Origin of the sequence: Leisingera thetidis (assembly GCF_025857195.1) — a bacterium.
In the GTDB taxonomy this organism is placed as follows: domain Bacteria; phylum Pseudomonadota; class Alphaproteobacteria; order Rhodobacterales; family Rhodobacteraceae; genus Leisingera; species Leisingera thetidis.
The window spans coordinates 4015027-4032177 of record NZ_CP109787.1 but is presented as its reverse complement, the minus strand read 5'-3'; the positions used below and the strand labels follow the sequence as shown (position 1 = coordinate 4032177).

Annotated in this window: 18 protein-coding genes and 1 pseudogene; 13 read left to right on the top strand and 6 right to left on the bottom strand. The window is 63.2% G+C overall.

Annotated elements, in window-relative coordinates; genetic code table 11:
* Positions 1-81 precede the first annotated feature (81 nt).
* Genes OKQ63_RS19385 through OKQ63_RS19375 form a run of 3 tightly spaced genes read left to right on the top strand, consistent with a single transcriptional unit; the run spans position 82 to position 1865 of the window.
* Entirely contained in the window at positions 82-1008 is a 927-nt protein-coding gene (locus OKQ63_RS19385; RefSeq protein ID WP_264211653.1) for a tetratricopeptide repeat protein, read from the top strand.
* A 27-nt stretch (positions 1009-1035) separates the two neighbouring features.
* Positions 1036-1680: an LON peptidase substrate-binding domain-containing protein gene (locus OKQ63_RS19380; protein ID WP_264211652.1), complete on the top strand. Its 645-nt coding sequence runs from the start codon at positions 1036-1038 to the stop codon at positions 1678-1680.
* On the top strand, positions 1677-1865 hold the full coding sequence (locus OKQ63_RS19375; RefSeq protein WP_264211651.1) for a Trm112 family protein: 189 nt from the start codon (positions 1677-1679) through the stop codon (positions 1863-1865). Before OKQ63_RS19380 ends, OKQ63_RS19375 begins: the two co-directional genes overlap by 4 nt.
* A 261-nt stretch (positions 1866-2126) precedes the next feature.
* On the opposite strand, the gene OKQ63_RS19370 is transcribed toward OKQ63_RS19375, so the two are convergent.
* The gene (locus OKQ63_RS19370; RefSeq protein ID WP_264211650.1) at positions 2127-3353 is read right to left on the bottom strand and encodes an FAD-dependent monooxygenase; all 1227 of its coding nucleotides are present in this window, start codon (positions 3351-3353) and stop codon (positions 2127-2129) included.
* Between the two features lie 110 nt (positions 3354-3463).
* On the opposite strand from OKQ63_RS19370, the gene OKQ63_RS19365 reads away from it, so the two are divergent.
* The 4 genes from OKQ63_RS19365 to OKQ63_RS19350 all read left to right on the top strand — a co-directional run bounded on the left by OKQ63_RS19365 (position 3464) and on the right by OKQ63_RS19350 (position 9895).
* Complete coding sequence (locus OKQ63_RS19365; RefSeq protein ID WP_264211649.1) at positions 3464-4795, top strand: amidase; 1332 nt, start codon at positions 3464-3466, stop codon at positions 4793-4795.
* A 109-nt stretch (positions 4796-4904) separates the two neighbouring features.
* Entirely contained in the window at positions 4905-6083 is a 1179-nt protein-coding gene (locus OKQ63_RS19360; RefSeq protein WP_264211648.1) for an aminotransferase class I/II-fold pyridoxal phosphate-dependent enzyme, read from the top strand.
* A 117-nt stretch (positions 6084-6200) separates the two neighbouring features.
* Positions 6201-9230 (top strand): DNA translocase FtsK, encoded by a 3030-nt coding sequence (locus OKQ63_RS19355; protein WP_264211647.1) that lies wholly within the window; start codon positions 6201-6203, stop codon positions 9228-9230.
* Between the two features lie 80 nt (positions 9231-9310).
* On the top strand, positions 9311-9895 hold the full coding sequence (locus tag OKQ63_RS19350) for a LolA family protein (protein WP_264211646.1): 585 nt from the start codon (positions 9311-9313) through the stop codon (positions 9893-9895).
* 214 nt (positions 9896-10109) lie between these two features.
* Here the strand turns inward: OKQ63_RS19350 and OKQ63_RS19345 are convergent, their stop codons facing one another.
* Positions 10110-10697 (bottom strand): transglycosylase SLT domain-containing protein, encoded by a 588-nt coding sequence (locus OKQ63_RS19345; RefSeq protein ID WP_264211645.1) that lies wholly within the window; start codon positions 10695-10697, stop codon positions 10110-10112.
* A gap of 67 nt (positions 10698-10764) precedes the next feature.
* A pseudogene (locus tag OKQ63_RS19340) lies at positions 10765-10953 on the bottom strand (AEC family transporter); the annotation flags it as partial.
* Positions 10954-11100: 147 nt separating this feature from the next.
* On the opposite strand from OKQ63_RS19340, the gene hspQ reads away from it, so the two are divergent.
* Positions 11101-11427, top strand: a complete 327-nt coding sequence (hspQ, locus tag OKQ63_RS19335) for a heat shock protein HspQ (protein ID WP_039147423.1) — start codon at positions 11101-11103, stop codon at positions 11425-11427.
* Between the two features lie 36 nt (positions 11428-11463).
* Here hspQ and OKQ63_RS19330 read toward each other — a convergent pair whose 3' ends face one another.
* The gene (locus tag OKQ63_RS19330) at positions 11464-13038 is read right to left on the bottom strand and encodes a gamma-glutamyltransferase family protein (protein ID WP_264211644.1); all 1575 of its coding nucleotides are present in this window, start codon (positions 13036-13038) and stop codon (positions 11464-11466) included.
* Between OKQ63_RS19330 and OKQ63_RS19325 the strand changes: the two genes are divergently transcribed.
* A complete protein-coding gene (locus tag OKQ63_RS19325; RefSeq protein ID WP_264211643.1) occupies positions 13037-13159 on the top strand; it encodes a hypothetical protein in 123 nt (40 codons plus the stop codon). The two genes, OKQ63_RS19330 and OKQ63_RS19325, sit on opposite strands and share 2 nt — an antisense overlap.
* 192 nt (positions 13160-13351) lie before the next feature.
* Here the strand turns inward: OKQ63_RS19325 and OKQ63_RS19320 are convergent, their stop codons facing one another.
* Together OKQ63_RS19320 and OKQ63_RS19315 are read right to left on the bottom strand one after the other, a co-directional pair.
* Positions 13352-13801 carry an ATP-binding protein gene (locus OKQ63_RS19320; protein ID WP_264211642.1) on the bottom strand — a complete coding sequence of 150 codons (450 nt, stop codon included), beginning with the start codon at positions 13799-13801 and terminating at the stop codon, positions 13352-13354.
* A gap of 35 nt (positions 13802-13836) precedes the next feature.
* The gene (locus OKQ63_RS19315) at positions 13837-14181 is read right to left on the bottom strand and encodes an STAS domain-containing protein (protein ID WP_264211641.1); all 345 of its coding nucleotides are present in this window, start codon (positions 14179-14181) and stop codon (positions 13837-13839) included.
* Positions 14182-14276: 95 nt separating this feature from the next.
* On the opposite strand from OKQ63_RS19315, the gene OKQ63_RS19310 reads away from it, so the two are divergent.
* The 4 genes from OKQ63_RS19310 to OKQ63_RS19295 all read left to right on the top strand — a co-directional run bounded on the left by OKQ63_RS19310 (position 14277) and on the right by OKQ63_RS19295 (position 17151).
* On the top strand, positions 14277-15449 hold the full coding sequence (locus OKQ63_RS19310; RefSeq protein WP_264211640.1) for a thiolase family protein: 1173 nt from the start codon (positions 14277-14279) through the stop codon (positions 15447-15449).
* 94 nt (positions 15450-15543) lie between these two features.
* Positions 15544-15999, top strand: coding sequence for a GAF domain-containing protein (locus OKQ63_RS19305; RefSeq protein ID WP_264211639.1), 456 nt, complete (start codon positions 15544-15546; stop codon positions 15997-15999).
* 201 nt (positions 16000-16200) lie between these two features.
* A complete protein-coding gene (locus OKQ63_RS19300; protein WP_264211638.1) occupies positions 16201-16770 on the top strand; it encodes a helix-turn-helix domain-containing protein in 570 nt (189 codons plus the stop codon).
* A 9-nt stretch (positions 16771-16779) separates the two neighbouring features.
* Positions 16780-17151 (top strand): GFA family protein, encoded by a 372-nt coding sequence (locus OKQ63_RS19295; protein WP_264211637.1) that lies wholly within the window; start codon positions 16780-16782, stop codon positions 17149-17151.

Sequence of the window (17151 nt, the reverse complement as noted above, 5' to 3'; positions counted from 1 at the left end):
GGCTGATCGGCAAACTCCTCTCTTGGTTTCCGGCGCGCAGGATTCCATATAGGGAGCAAGTTCCAAGCGGAGAACAAACTGATGACCGAAATTCTTGGCAGTGCTGCCCCGGCAGGCGATCTGATCAAAGACGTGACCGAAGCCACCTTTATGCAGGACGTCGTGGAGGCGTCGATGCAGGTGCCGGTGATCGTCGATTTCTGGGCGCCCTGGTGCGGCCCGTGCAAAACCCTGGGCCCGATGCTGGAGGCAGCAATCACCAAGGCCAAGGGCGCTGCCACCATGGCCAAGATCAACGTGGATGAAAACCAGCGCCTGGCCCAGGCTCTGGTTCAGCAGGGGCTGCCGCTGCAATCTATCCCGACGGTTGTTGCCTTTGTCCAAGGCCGGCCCATCGACATGTTCCAGGGCGCGCTGCCGGCATCGGAAATCGATGCCTTCGTCAAGAAGGTGATCGAGGCCGCGGGCGGGTCCGCAGACGGCGGCCTTGGTGACGCGCTCGAAGCGGCGGAACAGATGCTGACTGAAGGTGCAGTGGCAGATGCCGCCCAGACCTTTGCCGCGATCCTGGGCGAGGATGACAGGAGTGCTGCCGCATACGGCGGGCTGGCGCGTGCGCATATCGCGCTGGGCGACCTGGACCAGGCAGAAGCCGTTCTGAATGGCGCGCCGGCAGAGATTGCCGGTGCCGCGGAAATCGAAGCTGCATTCGCGCAGATTGCATTGGCGCGCCAAGCGGAAAATGCCGGGCCGGTGGCTGAGTTGCGTGCGGCGGTGGACGCCAGCCCGGATGACCTCCAGGCCCGGTTCGATCTGGCGCAGGCGCTGCATGCGGCTGGTGAGACCGAGGCTGCCGTGGCCGAACTGCTGGAGCTGTTCCGCCGCGACCGCGAGTGGAACGATGGGGCCGCCAAGACGCAGCTGTTCACCATTTTCGACGCGCTCAAGCCCAATGACCCGGTGGTCCTGAACGGGCGCCGCAAGCTGAGCTCGATGATATTTGCCTAAGACCGGGGCAGCACTACACTCTGTCCCATGATCCAGCCTGCTGATCTGCCGGACACGATTGCCGTGTTTCCCTTGCCCGGGGCGCTATTGCTGCCCCGGTCGCGCCTGCCGCTGCACATCTTCGAGCCGCGATACCTGCAGATGCTGGAAGACACGCTGAAAACACGGCAGCGGCTTATCGGCATGGTGCAGCCTTTCCCGGGACCGCAGGGGACGGGGGAGGATCTGCACAGCATTGGGTGCGCCGGGCGGGTCACGCAGTTTTCTGAGACCGAAGATGGAAGATATCTGGTGACGCTTTCGGGCATCTCCCGGTTCCGCATTACCCGCGAGGCCAGCGGCTTTACGCCTTACCGCCGCTGCGATGTCAGCTGGACGGGGTTTGACAGGGACCTTGGCCGTTCGGAGGCGGATGAAACCCTGGACCGTCCGTCCTTCCTGGATTTGCTGGAACGCTTCTTTTCTGCCCGGAGCCTGTCGACCGATTGGGAAGCTCTGAAGGATGCGGATGACGAACTGCTGATCAATTCTCTGGCGATGCTGCTGGAATTTGACCCTGAGGACAAACAGGCCTTGCTTGAGGCACCCTGCCTTGCCACAAGGCGGGAAACGCTTGTCACTTTGATCGAATTCGCCCTGCGCGGCGGCTCTCACGAGGAAACCCTGCAATGACCGAACCACAGGCGCCTGCCTTTGAGCGGCGGATGCTGGAAGCGCTGGTTTGCCCGCTGACCCAGACGGTGCTGGAATATGATGCCGAGGCGCAGGAACTGATTTCCCGCGCCGCCAATCTTGCCTTCCCGATCCGCAATGGAATTCCCGTGATGCTGGTGGATGAGGCCCGCGCGCTGGATTGATCCCGGCTATAACGCAGGCAGTTGCTGGCAGCCGGGGCCGGAATGCTCCCGCGCTTTCAGGTGTGCCGCCTCCAGCGGCCGCCGCGCAAGACTTGGGCCCGGCGCCGCGCAGACGCGCGGTGCGGCAGGATTGCACCGCCATGTTCCGGGAATGCAGGAAAGAGTGTTCCGTGGCACGCATCTGCAGCTGCCAATCAAACTGCCGGATGTTCCGCGTCAGGCGGGAGCACGGGCGGCAGCATAGAAGTCAACGCGCCTGCTTCAGATTGGCTGGCCTTTCAGCAGGCGTGGCAGGTCGCCGGTCAAACCCGCCGCTTCGCGCACGAAATTGCGGCGCAGGCCAGGAACGGCACCAGCCAGCCCCATGCCGATGTCACGGCCCAGCCGCAGCAGCGGGTTGTCGTTGGAAAACAGCCGGTTGAACACATCAGTTGCCGCCGCCAGCGACGCCGTGTCGAAACGGCGCCATTGCTGGTAGCGTTCCAGCACCAGTGGTGAGCCGATATCTTCCCCGCGGCGGGTGGCTTCCGTTATCACCTCGGCCAGCGCGCCGACATCGCGCAGGCCGGCATTCAGCCCTTGGCCGGCGATGGGGTGCATGCCATGTGCCGCATCACCGACCAGCGCCATCCGGTCACCGATGAAGCTGTTGGCGATAGTCAGGTTCAACGGGTAGGTGAACCGCTTGCCGGCCAGGGAAATCGCCCCGAGGTAATCTCCGAACCGCGGCCGCAGCGCCTGAATATACTCTGCGTCATCCAGCGCGTGGATGGCTTTGGCTGTCTCTGTCCGCTCGCTCCACACGATGGAAGAGCGGTTTCCGGGCAGCGGCAGGATTGCCAGCGGTCCGGGCGGCATAAAGAACTGGTGCGCGATACCGTGATGCGGTTTCTCATGGTCGATGGCGCAGACCAGCGCAGTCTGGCCATAGTCCCAGCCGGTGCGCTTGATCCCGGCCCGCAGGGCTGTGCCGCTGCGGCGCCCGTCTGAGCCGACCAGAATCTGGCCCCGCAGCTCTCCGCCATCGTCCAGGGTGACGGTCACACCGGTCTGGTCCGGAGACTGCGCCACCACGGTGCGGCCGGACACCAGGGTGATGCCCGGCGCGTCCTGCATCGCCTGCAGGAAGGCACGGCGCAGAAAGCGGTCCTCGATCATATAGCCCATCGGGCCTTCTTCCAGCTCGGCATGATCGAAATGGATGAAGAACGGTGAGGGGCCTTGACCTGCGTGGCCGTCGGTCACCTTGATCTCCAGCATTGCCTGGGCGTTGTCCCCGACATGCTGCCAGACGCCGGTCTGTTGCAGCAGCCGCTGAGACGCCAGCGCCAGCGCATAGCCGCGGCCGTCAAAGGCGTCATCGGCAAATGTGCCAGGGGTGAGCGAGTCGATCACGGTGACGCTGTGGCCGGTCTGCGCCAGGGCCAGGGCCAGCGCGGGGCCATTCAGCCCGCCGCCCACGATCAGGATATCGGACGCGTTTTTCATGCCCCGCAATATGCGCTTGCCGGAGGGATTGTCCATGCAGGAAGCGCGGCATTGTGCCTGCGTCCTGCTGCCGCTACCGTCACCGGCGACTGCTTATGGAGAGAAGGCTTATGCAAGACTGGCTGACGATGACCGCCGCCGACCTGGGGCGCGGGATTGAGGCGGGTGAAATCAGCCCTGTGGAGCTGACCCGCTGCTACCTGGAGGCCATCGACTCGCACCCTTTGAAGGACCGGATCTACACGCAGGTGACGCATGACCGCGCCTTGGCCGAGGCAGAGGCCGCCTGGCAGCGCGCGGAACTGGGCCTTCGCCGCTCGCTTCTGGATGGTGTGCCGGTCAGCTGGAAGGACCTGTTCGACAGTGCCGGCACGGCAACCGAATCCGGTTCGGACCTGCTCAAGGGGCGGGTGCCGGAACAGGATGCAGCCGTGCTGTACACTGCCTCTCTCATGGGTACCGTCTGCCTGGGCAAGACCCATATGAGCGAGCTGGCTTTTTCCGGCCTCGGCTTCAATCCGGTCAAGGAAACACCGCCTTGTGTGAACGGCCAGGGCGCAGCGCCTGGCGGCTCTTCCTCCGGAGCCGCGGCCTCTGTGGCTTATGGTCTGGCGGCGGCGGGCATCGGATCGGATACCGGCGGTTCTGTCCGCATCCCGTCAGCCTGGAATGATCTGGTGGGGCTCAAGACCACCTCGGGCCGGATCACGCTGGAAGGCGTGGTGCCGCTGTGCCTGAAATTCGACACCATCGGTCCGCTGGCCCGTTCAGTCGAGGATGCCGGTTTGCTGCTGGGCGTTCTGGAAGGCCGGGCCGGACCCGATCTGCGCAATCCGGCGTTCCTCAAAGGACGCCGTTTTGCCGACTTGCAGACAGTGGCGCAGAACGATCTGGAGCCGAGGGTTTCAGCGGCCCATCGTGAAACCCTGGACCGGCTCAGGCAGGCCGGCGCGGAGATCGTGCCGCTGGAGGTGCCTGAACTTGAGGAGGCCATGGGCCTCAGCCCGATTCTTTACACGACCGAGGCTTATGGTCTTTGGAAAGACGTGATCGAGGCCGCGCCGCAGCTGATGTACCCTGAAATTCTAGAGCGCTTCCGCTCCGGTGCACAGTTCAGCGGCGCGGATTACGTCGCTGCCTGGGGCAAGCTGGAGCAGTGCCGGATGGCCTGGGATCAGACTGTGGCGGGGTTTGACGCGGTGCTCAGCCCGGTGTCGCCGATCCTGCCGCCGGATCTGGAACGGCTGCAAAGCGACCATGACTATTACGTGCAGTCAAATCTGCTGGCATTGCGGAATACGCGGATCGGCAACCTGATGGGTCTCTGCGCGCTGTCGCTGCCGACCGGCACGCCCAGCTGCGGGCTGCAGGTGCTGGGGCAGCCGGGCTGCGAAGAGGCCCTGCTGCGCACCGGCGCCGCGATCGAGGCCGCCTTGGCCTGAAAGCCACATCTGGCCCATGGGCCGCATCACCGGGTGGACGCGTCCGCCCGCCCCCTGTAACCTGAGGCGCAAACGGGGCGCCAATGATCCCGTGACCGAGGCACAAGATATGGATTTTCCTGAGCGGTTTTCGAACCTGCCAGCCTATGCTTTCCCGCGCCTGCGGGCGCTGTTGGACCATCACTCTCCCGGCGGGGATGTGGTGCATATGACCATTGGCGAGCCGAAACATGCGTTTCCGGCCTGGGTCGCGGATGTCATCGCTGAAAACGCTGCCGGGTTTAACCAGTACCCGAACAATGACGGCACGCCGGACCTGCTCGGTGCCATCGCGGACTGGATCAGCCGCCGCTATGGCGTGACAGCGGATCCGGAGACGCAGATCATGGCGCTGAATGGCACCCGGGAGGGGCTGTACAACGCTGCCATGGCGCTGTGTCCGGAGCAGAAGAACGGGCAGAAACCCGTGGTGCTGATCCCCAATCCCTTCTACCAGGTCTACATGGTGGCCACGATCTCGGTCGGGGCGGAGCCTGTGTTCGTGCCGGCAACCGCCGCCACAGGGCATCTGCCGGACTATGAAAACCTGCCCGAAGACGTCCTGAACCGCACTGCTGTGGCCTATATCTGCTCGCCAGCCAACCCGCAGGGCGCGGTGGCTTCGCGTGACTACTGGACCCGGCTGATCCAGCTGGCCGAGAAATACGATTTCCGCATCTTCGCGGATGAATGTTATTCCGAGATCTACCGCGGCACGGCGCCAGTCGGCGCGTTGACAGTTGCGCAGGAACTGGGCGCCGACCCCGAGCGGGTGGTGCTGTTCAACTCACTGTCGAAGAGGTCGAACCTGCCCGGCCTGCGCTCCGGCCTGATTGCGGGCGGGGCGGAGACCATCCGCCGGGTGAAACAGCTGCGGGCCTATTCCGGTGCGCCGCTGCCGGGACCGCTGCAGGCCGCCGCCGCCAAGGTTTGGGCCGATGAGGCGCATGTGGCGGAGAACCGTGCGCTGTACCAGGAAAAATACACGATCGCTGACGAGGTCTTTGACGGCCTCAACGGCTACATGGCGCCCGAAGCGGGCTTCTTCCTGTGGCTTCCGGTGGACAATGGCGAGCAGGCCGCCCTGAAGCTTTGGCAGGAGACCGGCGTGCGGGTGCTGCCCGGTGCCTATCTGGCGCAGGGCGCACCTGGGCAGAACCCGGGCGAGTGCTACATCCGGGTGGCGCTTGTCGCCCCCGCCGAGGACACCCGCAAGGCGTTGACGACTCTGCGCGCGTGTCTTTACTGAATTTTGCTGCACGGCGCCTGGCTGGGCGCCGTGCAGCCAAGACCAAAAAACGGACAGGCGCGTGACCCTGCGGATAACAGCGGGGCGTGTACCATATGAAACGGAACTGAGGTAGGCATGGCATTTCAAACCCGCAGCCGCGATCCGCTGCTCGACAGCAACATGCAGGCGGCCATTGAAAAGCGCGGCAAGGAGCTGATCGGGATTGCCCTGATCCTATTGGGGCTGATGGTTGCTGCCATGCTTGGCTCCTACACGCCCGAGGATCCGAACTGGACCGTGTCGACCGACGCGCCGGTGCAGAACTGGATGGGCCGCCCCGGCGCATCGGTTTCCTTCATTCTGATCACCCTGTTCGGCAAGGCCAGCTGGGCGCTGCCGCTGTTCCTGTCAGCCTGGGGCCTGCGGTTCGTGCTGCACCGGGGCGAGGACCGGGTGGTCTGGCCGCTGCTGTTGTCGGTGCCGTGGCTTCTGGTTGTGGCGCTCCACATGGAAACTCTCAACGCCAGCTCCGCCTGGCAGCAGAACTATGACTTCGGTCTTGGCGGCATGGTGGGCTACACCTTCCTCGGGGCACTGCTGGCACTGCTGCCGGTCGGCCTGCATTTCATGGTCAAGATCATGTCGCTGCTGAGCGCGGCCGGCATGCTGGCACTTGGCTGCACGGTGCTGGGCTTTACCTGGCCCGAAGTGAAGAAAGGCCTGCACAAGGTCATAATAGGGCTGATCCTCGGTTATGGCGCAGTTGCCGCGCTGCTGGGCCGCGGGGCGTCAAGCGGCCTGCAGGCAGCCATGACCTATCGTCAGGCACGGGCAGCGCGGGCTGGCGATGCCGCTTATGACAGCGCTGAAGAAGAGCCCGAGATGTTCGAGGATTATCCCGAGGACGCTTATAACGCTTTTGCAACGGGCACTGTCGCGGAAGACCCGGAAACGCCCGCAAAAGGCGGCCTGCTGTCGCGTGTGCCCGGGCTGATCCGCCGTGCCGCATCTGCACCAGAGCCGGAAGACGTTTACGCGGCCCGGACCCAATACGCGGATGATGCGGAAATTCCAGCAGACGGCGATGCCGGTGAAGACCGGATTTCCCAGAAGATCGCCAATGCCGTACGGGTCCGCCGGGCCGCCGAAGTGCCGCCGGAACAGGATCCGAATTTTCCGCTCACCAAGGGCCGCGGCCAGCGCCCGGCGCCGCTGATCTTCAATCCTTCTGCCGGTCAGAACGGGCTGCCTCCCGAACCGCCGCTGACAGCCGCGCTGGCACCAGTACCGCCGATGCCGGAAGAGCCGCCATTGTCCTGGCAGGGATCCGCGGAAGACACCTATGGCCGCGAAGCGCCGGTTGCAGACCTGCGGGAAGATCCTGCGGCTGAAACTTTCGCTCCTGATCACAGTGCGATTGACCCGGACAACGTGCCGTCCGAAGCCCTGCCCGAGACTGTTGACGCATCGGTTCAGGTTGCTGATGAACCAGAGATGCGCCCGTCGCCAGGGCCGCGCCTGACCGTTGATCTGCCTGTAGCCGAGCCGCGCAAGGCCGTTGTCGAAAAAACGGTCCGCAAGACGGTGCAGCCTTCGGCACGTGCCAAGGCGGAAGCCCAGCCCAATCTGGCCTTTGACGACAGCGGCAGCGATTTCGAATTGCCGCCGCTGAGCCTTCTGACCAATCCAACGGGCATTGAGCGCCACCACCTGAGCGATGAGGCGCTGGAAGAAAATGCCCGAATGCTGGAAACCGTGCTGGATGACTATGGCGTCAAGGGAGAGATCGTCTCGGTCCGCCCCGGCCCCGTCGTGACCATGTACGAACTGGAACCGGCACCGGGCCTCAAGGCCTCCCGTGTGATCGGCCTGGCCGATGATATCGCCCGTTCGATGTCGGCACTGTCGGCGCGGGTCTCGACCGTGCCGGGCCGCACCGTGATCGGCATCGAGCTGCCGAACGAGAAGCGCGAAAAGGTGGTTCTGCGCGAGATCCTGTCGTCCCGAGACTTCGGTGACGGCAACCACGCGCTGCCGCTTGCGCTGGGCAAGGATATCGGCGGCGATTCCATGGTGGCAAACCTGGCCAAGATGCCCCACCTGCTGATCGCCGGCACCACCGGCTCCGGCAAGTCGGTTGCGATCAACACCATGATCCTATCGCTGCTCTACAAGCTGACGCCGGACGAATGCCGCCTGATCATGATCGACCCCAAGATGCTGGAACTCTCCGTTTATGACGGCATTCCGCATCTGCTCTCGCCGGTTGTCACCGACCCGAAAAAGGCGGTTGTGGCCCTGAAATGGGTGGTGGGCGAGATGGAAGACCGCTACCGCAAGATGTCCAAGATGGGCGTGCGCAACATCGCGGGCTTCAACGGCCGCGTGAAAGAGGCGCTTGCCAAGGGCGAGATGTTCTCGCGCACGGTGCAGACCGGGTTTGACGACGACACCGGCGAGCCGGTGTTTGAGACCGAAGAGTTCGAACCCAAGGCGCTGCCCTATATCGTTGTGATCGTCGACGAGATGGCCGACCTGATGATGGTTGCGGGCAAGGAGATCGAGGCCTGCATCCAGCGCCTGGCGCAGATGGCGCGGGCGAGCGGAATCCACCTGATCATGGCCACCCAGCGCCCCTCGGTCGACGTGATCACCGGCACCATCAAGGCGAACTTCCCGACCCGGATTTCCTTCCAGGTGACCTCCAAGGTCGACAGCCGCACCATCCTGGGCGAGATGGGCGCCGAGCAGCTCTTGGGCATGGGTGACATGCTCTACATGGCGGGCGGCGCCAAAATTACCCGCTGCCACGGTCCGTTCTGCTCGGATGAAGAGGTCGAGGAGGTGGTGAACCACCTCAAGCAGTTCGGCCCGCCGGACTACGTCGGCAGCGTGCTTGACGGCCCGGACGACGACAAGGCCGACAATATCGACGCGGTTCTGGGCCTGAACACCGGCGGCAATACCGATACCGAGGATGCCTTGTACGACACGGCGGTTGCCATTGTGGTCAAGGACCGCAAGTGCTCCACTTCCTACATCCAGCGTAAGCTGGCAATCGGCTACAACAAGGCCGCCCGGCTGGTGGAGCAAATGGAGGACGAGGGGGTCGTCTCGGCGGCCAACCATGTGGGCAAGCGGGAAATTCTTGTTCCTGAACAATAAGCTGACAAATATCCGCCGATGCCGGAGCCGTGAAGGCCCCGGCATCTTCACTTCTGCGGCCGCATGCCTATGTTGAAGCCATGAAACGGATTGCACTTGCCCTTGCGCTGACCTTTGCTGCTCCGGCCTCTTGGGCGGCGGAACAGCTGAGTCTGAATGATATTTCCCGCTATCTGAACGGGATCAGCACGGCGTCCTCGCCGTTCACCCAGATCAACGATGACGGCAGCCTGTCGACAGGCAAGCTGTACATGCACCGGCCGGGCCGGATGCGGTTTGAATATGATGGCAAGGGCGGCGGCACCGTGGTGGCTGGCGGCGGAGCGGTGGTGATCCATGATCCCAAGTCGAACCAGCCGCCAGAGACCTATCCGTTGAAGCGGACGCCGCTGTCGATCATTTTGGACCGCAGGGTGGATCTGGGCCGTGCCAATATGGTGGTGGGGCACAGCTTTGACGGAACTTCGACCATTGTGCGGGCACAGGATCCGGAGCATCCGGACTATGGCAGCATCGAAATGATGTTCACTGGTGAACCGGTTGAATTGCGCAAATGGGTGATTCATGACAGCGCGGGCGGCAAGACAACCGTCATCCTCGGGGGGATGGAAACCGGCCAGAAGCTGTCGTCCAGCCTGTTCAGCACCAGCGGCAGATCCCGCTAGCCCGGAAGCGCAGGCTTTGCCGCGCCCGCGGCAGCTCCTGCTTTCCGGAACCGCCTGATGGTTCTGAGCCGGCAGCACAACCGGTTAAAAGCACCTGTCACCGGACATCTGAATGACATCCGCACCGCGCGTCAGCGCGGTGCCATGCCCAACGGTTGAAAGCCTTTCGCAGGAAAGGCCTTGAGGCGGGCGGGAGAATCCCGCCTGGGCGCCTTCAGCGGAACTTGCGGCACGTGGCGAGCTGGGCCTGATAGGTTTGGGAGCGGGTTTCGACTTGCCCGGCAACCCGCATCAGCCAAGGCTTGCTGCGGTAGCTGCCGCGGGAATAGCCATAGTGGCCCTCGTGGTAGGCCAAGTACTGGTTGCGGGCGTCATAGAGCGGGATGCCGTTCTTGTCCTGGCTTTTGCGCATGTACCAGCCCATGAAATCAGCGGCATCGCCGATCCGGTCGCGTTTGGCCCGGCGCCGTCCTGTATCACGGCGGTAATCATCCCAGGTTCCGTCCAAGGCCTGGCTGTAACCATAAGCACTGGACTGCCGCCCGACCGGGATCACGCCCAGCAGGTACTGGTGCGGGGTGCGGGCATCGCCGCGGAAGCGGCTTTCGTGATAGATCGTTGCCATCTGCACATGCACGGGCACGCCCCAGCGGCGCTGCGAGGCGCGGAACGCTTTCAGATATTCAGGCCGCTGCTGGATGATGCTGCAGGCGTTATCCAGATTGCGCGGCGGCGCTTTGTACCCGCCTCCGCATGACGCTACCGCCAAGAGGAGGACGAGGACGCTGATGAGTCTGCTCATTGCCTCTGCCCATTTTTGTATTGGGTTTGTTTTGGGACAGTTTAGCGGATTGCGGCAGGCGAGGAAATCACAATTCAAGAAGCTGGGTCAGCAGCAGTGGCAGAAAAATTGCCGACAACAGGATTGAGACCACGACAAGCCCGGCCGCCGCGCTGGAATCCGCCTCGAATTTCTCGGCCAGCAGATAAGCGGTCACCGCCACAGGTGTCGCCAGCTGCAGAATCAGCACCCCCGATGCCGTCGCCTCCAGACAAAACCGGCCAGGGCCAGCAGGAACACCGGAGCGGTGATTTCGAGCACTGTCAAAGCGAGGTTCACAGTCTGTTTCCCTGAAAATTTACGTCAACAGTTGGACAATTGCCTGGCAGGCGCGCTATTTACAAAAGACGGGGGCTGCAAGACCATGATGAGAACGCGAGCAAAATACAATCTTGGACAGGTCGTCCGCCACCGGAAGCACCCCTTCCGCGGGGTGGTCTTTGACGTCGATCCCGAGTTTTCCAATACCGAGGAATGGTATGAGGCGATCCCGGAAGACAGCCGCCCCGTGAAGGACCAGCCGTTTTACCACCTTCTGGCGGAAAACGACCAAAGCTATTACGTGGCTTATGTCTCGGAACAGAATCTGGTCGCAGATTATTCGGGTGAACCGGTAGGCCATCCGGATGTCCCGGAAATGTTCGGCAATTTCGATGGCGGGGCTTATGCGCTGCACTATCAGCTGAACTGAATTCCAACACTGTCGAACTGCCGGGCGGACCCCGCATCAATACCCCAGCGCACAACCGTCTTTGCGCGGGTCGCTGGCACCTTCCAGGACGCCGGAAGCATGGATTAGGATCGCTTGCGCACCGCCGAGCGGCGTATCCGGCACTTCAATCCTATGCCCCATGTCCGCAAGCAACTGAAGGACCGGTGCTGCATAGCCGCGCTCCATTTTCAGCACGCCGCCATCGGCAAAACAGCGCGGCGTGTCGATGGCGGATTGCAGATCCATGCCGAAATCCGACAGGTTCGACACAAGCCGGGCATGGCCGGTGGGCTGGTATCCGCCGCCCATCACCCCGAAGGGCATGATCACCTCTCCGTCCTGTTGCAGCATGGCGGGGATGATTGTGTGCATTGGCCGTTTGCCTGCACCAAGTTCATTGGGGTGGCCTGCCGCCAAATTGAAGCCCGCACCGCGGTTCTGCAGCAGGATGCCGAACTTCTCGGAGGCGATGCCGGAGCCGAAACCATGGAAGATCGAATAGATCAGCGACACCGCCATGCGGTCTTTGTCCACAACTGTGATATAGACGGTGTCCTTGTGCACCGCTTCGGTCAGCGGTGCGGCAGCGGGCAAGGCGCGTTTCGGGTTGATCAGCGCAGCAAGCCCGGCTGCGGTTTCAGGTGCCAGCATATGCTGCAACCGGGTGGTGTGGTTCGGATCAGCCAAAAACCGGTTGCGCGCATCGTAGGCAAGCTTGGCAGCTTCCGCCTCGATATGCGCGCGCTCGGCGCCAAGGGGGGCTGTCCCGGCAATGTCGAAATGTTTGAGAATGTTCAGCAGCAACAACGCCGTAGCCCCCTGACCGTTGGGCGGATGCTCGGCCAGGCCCAGGTCGTTGTATTGGCCCTCAACCACTTGCGTTGCAAAGCTGCGTGCCGCGGCAAAGTCCTCCAGAGTGTGGACGCCGCCGAGTGCGGTCAAGGCAGCGACCATGTCTTCAGCCACTTCGCCGGTGTAAAAGGCGTCCCGCCCATGTTTGGCGATGCGGCGCAGGACTTCGGCCTGACCGGGCGAACGGAACACATCTCCCGCGCCAAGGGACCGTCCGTTCCTCAGGTAGTGGCGCCGGGCCGCGCCGCGCAGGGTTCCCGCACTGTTCTGCCAGTCAAATCCCGTGCGCGGCGCCACCGGCACGCCTTCCTCGGCATAGCGGATGCCGGGTGCCAGGAGCGCGTCGAGCCCGAGGCGTCCTTCGCTTTCTGCCAAGCGGCAAAAGGCATCGACGGCACAAGGGATAGTGACCGCATCCGGCCGGTCCGACGGCACGGAGGCCAGGCCCTGTGCCCGCAAGGCTTCAGCGCTGGCCGCAGCGGGGGCGCAGCCGGATCCGTTCAGCGCTTGAATTCCAGTGCCCGGACGGGAAAAAAGCACAAAACAGTCGCCGCCGATCCCGGTCATCTGAGGTTCGCAGATGCCGAGCAGAACTGCCCCGCCCAAGGCTGCGTCCATCGCGTTGCCGCCGCGTTTCAGGATATCCACCGCCACGCCGGCCGCCAGCGGGTGGGAGGTTGCGCACAGGCCGTTTTGGGCAAAGACGGCTGAACGGCCGGGAAGATGGAAGTCGCGCATGATCCTGCTCCTCGCTTTTGCCGGACAGACGGTAGGCATGCGCCGCCGCGAAGCAACACAATTTCGCTGCCAGCAATGCAGAACGGAGCGTAAAAGATTGGCGGAAGGAGAAGCAGGCTGAAGCAAAGGTCCCCGGCGCCGCGCACTGGTGGGGGCTAGGATACGCGGCACCAGGGGAAGCTCGTTTCAGCTACAGGTAAGTTTTTGCATATCTGTTGGGCTGCGGTTGGCCGGGAATGCGGCGCCATTGTGGCAAAGTATTAAAAATGCAGATACCGGAAATGGCGGTTGCTGCCCTCGGCCATGGCCCGGCTCAGGCCTTGGCCGAGGGGCTGGTGACCTTGATTTCAAAGCAGAGCGAGAGATTGTTGCCCTCTTCCGAGCGCTCGTACTGGACCTGGCTTGCCAGTTCGCGGATCAGGAACCAGCCAAAGCCGCCTTCCGGCAGGCTGTCGGCCGGGACACTGACGTCGGCGGGTTTGCCTTCCGGCAACTCCCCCCTGGGGAAGGGGGCGCCGGCATCCTGGATGCTGATCCACAGGCGCTCCGGATACAGCTCGCCCCGGATCCGCACATCACCCGGCGCCGCGGCCTCATAGGCGTGCTCGACCACGTTGTTCACGGCTTCGGTCAGGGCAATTTGCACCTCGTCCACACGGGCGCCCGGGATCCCCAGGGACCGCAGTTGCGCCACGACAGAGGAGATGCCGGAGCGGGCATCCAAATTCGTGGCCGTGAACGAGCAGGCAAAGGTTTTTACCATCGGATTCTCGCTTTGCGCCGCCAGCGCATTCGTCTTCAGGAGTTCGCGTTGGCCGGTGCGGTTGCGTCGCTCAGCGAACTGTAGAGATCAAAGACCGTATCCATGCGGGTCAGCCGGAAAACCTTCTCCACCATCGGGGTCAGCCCGGCCAGATCCAGCTTGCGGCTGCCGCCCAGCTGTTTCATGGCTGCGACAATCGCACCAAGCCCGCTGGAATCGATGAACTGCACTTGGGACAGGTCGAGGATGACACGGTCCGGACCGCTTTCGGTTTCCGCGCGCATGTCTTCCTTGAACTGGATGGCCATGGCGGCATCAATGCGCTCGGCATTGACTTTGACGATCTGCGCATCGTCCGTCATGGTGGTCGTCAGGCTCATTTTGCTCCCCCGGGATGTAACGTCATTTGCCAGCACTCTAGACCGCAAAGCTTACTTTTCTGTAGGTATAATTTTGACGATTGGAGGAAAATTGCATGAAAGATGTTGTTATCGCCGGAGCAGCCCGGACGCCGATGGGCGGGTTCCAGGGAATGTATGACGGGGTGACGGCTTCGGAGCTGGGCGGCGCGGCCATCCGGGCGGCTCTGGAAGGGGCCGGTGCTTCCACCGTTGATGAGGTATTGATGGGGTGTGTGCTGCCGGCCGGGCAGGGCCAGGCGCCTGCCCGCCAGGCGGGCTTCGCGGCCGGCCTGGGCGAAGAGGTGCCCGCCACCACCCTCAACAAGATGTGCGGCTCGGGCATGAAGGCGGCGATGATCGCCTTCGACCAGATCGCCTTGGGCCATGCGGAGACGATGATTGCCGGCGGCATGGAGAGCATGACCAATGCGCCCTATGTACTGCCCAAGATGCGCGGCGGCGCCCGCATCGGCCATAGCCAGGTGATCGATCATATGTTTCTGGACGGGTTAGAGGATGCCTATGACAAGGGCCGCCTGATGGGCACCTTTGCCGAGGATTGCGCGGAAAAATACCAGTTCACCCGCGAAGCCCAGGACGAATATGCGCTGAAATCGCTGTCCAACGCTCTGGAAGCGCAGCAGAGCGGCGCCTTCGACGGGGAAATCGTCTCCGTTACCGTGAAAACCCGCAAGGGCGAGGTGGTCACGGATGCCGATGAACAGCCGAAGGCGGCCCGGCCCGAAAAGATCCCGGCGCTGAAGCCTGCTTTCCGTAAGGACGGTACCGTGACCGCGGCCAACGCCTCTTCCATTTCAGATGGCGCGGCGGCGCTTGTGCTGGCCTCCGCCGAAGCTGCCGAGGCACAAGGATTGAAGGTCCGCGCGCGCATCCTGGGCCACGCCAGCCATGCCCAGGCACCAGGCTGGTTCACCACCGCGCCGGTTCCGGCTGCGCAGAAACTGCTCAAGTCCATTGGCTGGCAGGTGGAAGATGTCGATTTGTGGGAGGTGAACGAGGCCTTTGCCGTGGTACCGATGGCCTTCATGCATGAAATGGGACTTTCGCGCGACAGGGTGAACGTGAACGGCGGCGCCTGTGCGCTGGGCCATCCGATCGGCGCCTCCGGCGCGCGGATCATGGTCACCCTGCTGAACGCCTTGGAAAAGCGCGGCCTGAAACGCGGCGTGGCGGCGATCTGCATCGGCGGCGGCGAAGGCACCGCGATCGCCATTGAGCGGGTGTGAACTTCACCTTTGGAAAATACTCTCGGGGGTGAATTGACCGTCAGGTCAAGAGGGGGCAGACAGCCCCCTCTGCTGCGTTGAAGGAGGGCTGTTCATGCGAGCCGATTACGAAACCCTTGCCAAGACCATTGCGTCGCTCACCGGCGGCGAAACTGACGAGGTCGCGCTGATGGCCACCGTCGCTTGCGAGGTGCATCACGCAGACGACCGCTTTGACTGGACTGGTTTTTACCGCGCCGTTGCACCGGAGCTGCTGAAGATCGGCCCCTATCAGGGCGGGCATGGCTGTCTGCAAATCCCGTTCTCCCGCGGCGTCTGCGGTGCAGCGGCGCGTACTGGAGAGGTGCAGCTGGTCGCGGATGTGGAGGCCTTTCCAGGCCATATCGCCTGCGCCTCCTCGACCCGCTCGGAACTGGTTTTGCCGGTCTGGAGTGCTGCCGGCGCGCTGATCGGGGTTTTTGATATCGACAGCGACCAGCCGGACGCCTTTGCCCAGGAAGACGCGGAGCAGCTGGCTGCGATCTTGCGGCAGGTCTTCGGCCGCCGCTGATTCGCAGGTTCAGGGGCTTTGCCCCTCGGCCTGCGGCCTCACCCCAGAGTACTTTCAAACCAGAAAGAAGCAGCCCGGCGCCTGAAGGCACTGGGTTTTTTCTTGGCTTGCTGCGATCTCGTGAAAAAAAGCTTGGAAATTTCACGAACTCAGGGCATCGTGAAAAACGAGAGATATTTTTCACGAGCGGGGAGAGCGGCGGTGAACGATCAGGCGCTGGCAGCGGCGACACTGGGGGCGGACATCCGGGCCCTGCGCAAGGCGCGCGGGCTGACGCTGGCGGATATCGCGGCGATGCTGAACCGCTCGGTCGGCTGGCTGAGCCAGGTCGAGCGCGACATGTCAGAGCCCTCGATTTCCGACCTGAGGCAGATTGCCGAGGCGCTTGGGGTGCCGATGTCGATGCTGTTTGCCCATTCCGGCGCCCCGGCGGATGAGCATGGCTATATCGTGCGCGCAGGCTCTCGCCGTCCGATGGGGTCGGGCGAGGAAGGGCTGATCGAGGAGCTGCTGTCACCCGACCTGACCGACGATTTCGAGATGGTGCATTCCACCTTCCGGCCCAATTCGCGGATGCAGACCCCGGCCAACCGGCCGACACAGGAGGTCGGTTACATGATCTCGGGCAAGCTGGATCTTTTGATCGGCGGCCGCAGCTTCACTGTCGGTCCCGGCGACAGCTTTCGGATCAGGCATGAACCGTACCAGTGGTCGAACCCCTATGACGCGCCCGCGGTGGCCGTCTGGGTCATCGCGCCGCCGGTTTATTAGGAGGGGACGATGATCAGGGGATCCTGCCTGTGCGGTGATATCCGCTTTGAAACCGCGGCGCAGCCGCAAGGGGCCTCGATGTGCCACTGCAGCCAGTGCCGCAAGCAATCCGGCGGCATCTGGGCCTCGGCCTATGTCCGCAATGAGGACCTGACCATAACCGGACTGGTGCGCTGGTTTGAAGCCACCGCCAAGGCCCGGCGGGGCAGCTGCCCGCGCTGCGGCGCCTTTCTGTTCTGGCAGGGCAAGGGCGAAGACACCATCAGTTTTGCTTTGGGCGCTGTCGACGGGAACACCGGTCTCAGCGTCGAAAAGCACATCTTTACCGCCTCCAAGGGCGACTACTACAAGATTGCGGACGGCGTGCCGCAACAGGACTGA